The sequence below is a fragment of the Endozoicomonas sp. YOMI1 genome, from assembly GCF_024606345.1.
GTDB lineage: Bacteria > Pseudomonadota > Gammaproteobacteria > Pseudomonadales > Endozoicomonadaceae > Endozoicomonas.
In genome coordinates this window covers 1-4,170 of sequence record NZ_JAHHPM010000267.1, presented here as the reverse complement: position 1 = coordinate 4,170, position 4,170 = coordinate 1, and the positions used below count along the sequence as shown (strand labels likewise).

The 4,170-nt window shown below is 48.4% G+C and carries 4 protein-coding genes; 2 read left to right on the top strand and 2 right to left on the bottom strand.

Translation table 11 applies throughout. The annotated features are described in order from the left end of the window. Nucleotides 1–494: 494 nt before the first annotated feature. Together KDK15_RS09380 and KDK15_RS09375 are read right to left on the bottom strand one after the other, a co-directional pair. Entirely contained in the window at nucleotides 495–1,859 is a 1,365-nt protein-coding gene (locus tag KDK15_RS09380) for a hypothetical protein (protein ID WP_257295094.1), read from the bottom strand. A gap of 256 nt (nucleotides 1,860–2,115) precedes the next feature. After that, nucleotides 2,116–2,862, bottom strand: coding sequence for a hypothetical protein (locus KDK15_RS09375; RefSeq protein ID WP_257295093.1), 747 nt, complete (start codon nucleotides 2,860–2,862; stop codon nucleotides 2,116–2,118). Between KDK15_RS09375 and KDK15_RS09370 the strand changes: the two genes are divergently transcribed. Continuing rightward, on the top strand, nucleotides 2,861–3,133 hold the full coding sequence (locus KDK15_RS09370) for an exodeoxyribonuclease VII small subunit (RefSeq protein WP_257295092.1): 273 nt from the start codon (nucleotides 2,861–2,863) through the stop codon (nucleotides 3,131–3,133). The genes KDK15_RS09375 and KDK15_RS09370 overlap by 2 nt on opposite strands. A gap of 2 nt (nucleotides 3,134–3,135) precedes the next feature. Next, the gene (locus KDK15_RS09365) at nucleotides 3,136–4,047 is read left to right on the top strand and encodes a polyprenyl synthetase family protein (RefSeq protein ID WP_257295091.1); all 912 of its coding nucleotides are present in this window, start codon (nucleotides 3,136–3,138) and stop codon (nucleotides 4,045–4,047) included. Nucleotides 4,048–4,170 lie beyond the last annotated feature (123 nt).

The following is a 4,170-nucleotide window of genomic DNA, read 5'->3' as shown; positions in this document are numbered from 1 at the left end:
ATGGTTTGAGACTCTTTTACCGTTAAATGTACTTCTGGAGCGCTGAGGAATCCTACTTGAATCAGGTTGGTCAACCCGGCCAGCAGGCTTTCGGTGGGAGTTGGCGGATGCGGTTGCTTTCAGAATAAAACCCTGCACACTTGGAATATAAATACCACAGTTTGACCTTAAAATGATTGCCACGTTCAATCTATAGTGTGTCAGGGCCTGTTTGAGGTGACCTCCCGGACGTCAATTTAAAAACGAAAATTTAACTCATTCTCTATTATTCTATTGCTCCTCTTAATATATCGAGGGCGTTAACCGTTAGATGCCAAACCATAGACAGCTAACTGCAGGCTCCATATCTGTAATCAGTGTATTCTGTGATATCGATGATTTCTGTCTGATCTTTCAACAAAAATGGCATAAACAAATTATTAGCAATGCCAATAAGCCTGCAGTTATATTGAAACTGTCTTTTAGTAAAATTACGCAGGATAAATGCCATCGAATTATCTTGCATTCAATTCCAGCTGAGAATAAAAATAAGCTCTTTCGAGCAACCAACCACCACGTTCATAGTCCTTAGCCACCGAATCTGGTGAGACCGGCTGGTGATTCAAATGAAGGCCCCTCAGGCAACATTTCGCTTTGAAACGCACCAGCGCCAGTGTTGCTTCAGCTGCCTGATAATCCTTAACTACCGCATCCGGTGTGACCAGCTGGCCATTCAACGGCCGGTGTCTCAGGCAACATTGTTCCTTAAAGCGTGCTATCTCCAGTTTGCCTTCCGGACTATCCGGGAAAGCGCTAACCACCGCATCCGGTGTGACCGGCTGGCCACACAACGGCCGGTTTCTCAGGCATAATTCTGCTTTGAAGCATACTAACTCCAGTTTGCCTTTTGGGCTATTCGGGAAAGCCTTAATCACCTTTGTTGGTGAGACCGGGTGGCCATTCAATGGCAGTCTCCTGAAGTAACATTGTCCCTTAAAGTGCGCCAGCTCCAGTTTTGCTTTAGCTGCCTGATAATCCTTAACTACCGCATTCGGTGTGATCTGGTGGCCATTCAACAACAGGCCCCTCAGGCAACATTGTTTCTTAAAGCGTGCTTTGCCCACTTTGCCTTCCGGGCTATCCGGGAAAGCGTTAACCACCTCATCCGGTGTGACCCGCTGGTCACCCAACCGCTCGTTTCTCAGGCACAGTTGTGCTTTGAAGTGCGCTATCTCCAGTTTGCCTTGTGGACTATCCGGGAAAGCCTCAACCACCTCTATTGGTGAGACCTGGTGCCCATTCAACGGCAGTCCCCGGAAGTGACATTGTCCCTTAAAGTGCCCCAGCTCCAGTGTCGCATTGGCTGCCTCATAAGCTTGAACAACCTCATCCGGTGAGACCTGTTGGCCATTCAACGGCTGGCCCCTCCGGAGACATTCCGATTTGAAGTGCGCTACGCCCAGTTTGCCTTCCGGACTATCCGGGAAAGCCTCAACCACCGAATCCGCTGTGAGCTGCAGGCCATTCCACGGCAGGTCCCTCAGGTAACATTTCGCTTTGTTGTCCGCTCTTTCTGAAAGCAACAATGTGATGCTTTTATCGCTGACAAAAATTTTTTTAATGAGATGGTCTGATCGAAGGCATGACACATGACGTGTATGAGTTGCACTGAAATTAACAAAATCAGAAAAACTCAATTTCTTGGCAATAAATTCCAATAGTTCGTCAGGAAGTTTGTTAAAATGACAGGTTTCCGGTTGGCAACGTACTTCTTTTACGGTTCTGATACCAAAAAAAACGAATGGAATATCTGAATCGGCAATTTGAGAATTAAGAATGTATGATTTTACTTGAGGTGAAATAGCATTGGCTGGAGGCATTGTAAAAACCCATTATCTTTTATCTGGTTTTGTTAAGATTTCAGATTCTGAAAAAAGTTCCACTTCCGGCAATGTCCTGCCTGTTTCGAGTAAAAAATCATTATGCTGACCGGGTGTCCATATATCAAACCAAACCATGGCCAGTACCAACAACATGCTTAACATCGCTATCCGGGCTCGGGATTTAGTCAGGGGAGCGTCACTGGCTGATTACCTATCAGGGCTGTTGTAAAAGTCGCACAGGCCCTGAATCGTTTCAAGGCAGGGCTGGATCAAGCTGGTTGTGGATGGTTCTGATAAATAACCGGGCATCAGAAAGCTCAAGATCTGCAAGGGACAACGCCTGGTGGTTTTTGCTGCCATCGGTTATCAATCGCAGGTCTTCAAAGTTCAGCTCGCCAAGAGTGCTTGGGATCCGAAGCCGAATCAGGCCATTGTGTCTGATTTCAATCGTTGACAAATCAGGGTTGAATTCAAATGTGTCAGCGCAGCCTGCTATCAGGAGAGGCTTGAGCAGCGTTTCCAGCGTGCTATCAACCGGCTCAGAATGTTCTTTCGCAAGCAGTCGATAAACCGGAGTGAGCAGTGCCATTGACAGGGAGGCAGATAAACGAAGCTGGCTCTGGCTGGAAAGTGCCCTGCGTAATTGCCATCGTGACAGCATGCGCTGGTCTATCAGGTATTCTCCAAGAAGTTGGTCATGGCTTGCTGATTGTTGAATGGCTGCATCAAGCTGCTCTGGTGAGATATATCCTTTTTTTATCAGAATCTGGCCCAGCCTTGAGTTGTGATAGACTGCTTGCCGTTTTTGTTCTTCCATCATTAAGGTCCATGATCTTGTCAGGGCATTGCTTTCAATATCGGCCAACGGGATAATGGTTTGATCATTGCGGAGGGTCGAAAGCGGTTTGTCAAACGGGTGCGAAAATCGTTTTCGCCAACTATTCTCTTCATGGCTCGTTGACAACGCGCTATGAATGTTTTCTTTAACAGGCTCATTCATGTCAAAAAATACGGTGGATACTGAGAGCTTTGCCTTTGAGCAGTCTTTGGCCGAGCTGGAGACATTGGTCCAGAAAATGGAGTCCGGCGATTTGAGCCTGGAAGAATCTCTGAAAGCCTTTGAACAGGGCATTAAACTGACTCGTGGCTGCCAGAAAGCATTGACCGATGCTGAGCAGAAAGTTCAAAAGTTGCTTATGCAAAATGGTGAGCTGACCACAGAGCCATTTGCTGCTGGCGGTGAAGAGCCTTCAGCAGATAGAGGACTGTGAAGATGGCAAGCCCTGTGCCGCTTTCAAAATTTTTCGATCAGTGTCGTTTACAGGTGGATAATGTACTCTCTACAGTCCTGCCTGATGACAGTAAGGTCAGCCCCCTGCTGCTGGAAGCCATGGGATACAGTGTCTTTAATGGTGGCAAAAGAGTGCGGCCAACGTTGGTCTATGCAGCCTGTCATGCTCTCGGTGGGGATGTTAAGCAGGCAAACCCTGCAGCCTGTGCTGTTGAGTTAATCCATGCCTACTCACTGGTTCATGATGATTTGCCAGCGATGGATGATGATGACCTGCGCAGGGGCAAGCCAGCCTGCCACAAGGCATACGATGAGGCAACCGCGATTCTGGTAGGGGACACGCTGCAGAGTCAGGCCTTTGAGGTGCTGGGCAATGCTCGTTTATGTCCTGAATCAACCCTGTCAGACAGTGTTCGATTGCAGCTGGTGACTATCCTCAGTCAGGCTTCGGGATTGGCTGGTATGGCTGGTGGTCAGGCGATGGACCAGTGTGCCGCCGGGACGGTGCTGAGCCAGCAGCAGCTTGAGTTGATGCATACCCATAAAACCGGTGCTCTGATTCGGGCCAGCGTCCGTATGGGAGCATTATGTGCCAGACCGTTGCAGGATGAGGAGTTGCAGTCACTGGATCAGTATGCAAGAGCCATCGGTCTTGCCTTTCAGGTTCGGGACGACATTCTGGACGTTATTGCTGATACGGAGACGCTGGGCAAGCTTCAGGGGGCAGACATGGCTCTGGACAAACCAACTTATGTTTCCCTGATGGGGCTGGAGGCAGCGAAAGCTTATGCCACAGAGCTTCACCATTCTGCGATCAGTGCCCTTTCCGGGTTTGACCATTGTGCTGATTTTCTTCGCCAGATTGCCGATTACATTATTCGAAGAAGCTATTAATGTTGTTGGTTGCTTCAGGAATTGAACCTACCTGTTTTGTCAATTACACGGGCTAGGAGTCTGTCCGGGAATAGCGCCCGTCTAGGCGACCCCGTAGCGAGGACGACAGAAAATTGAGGATAA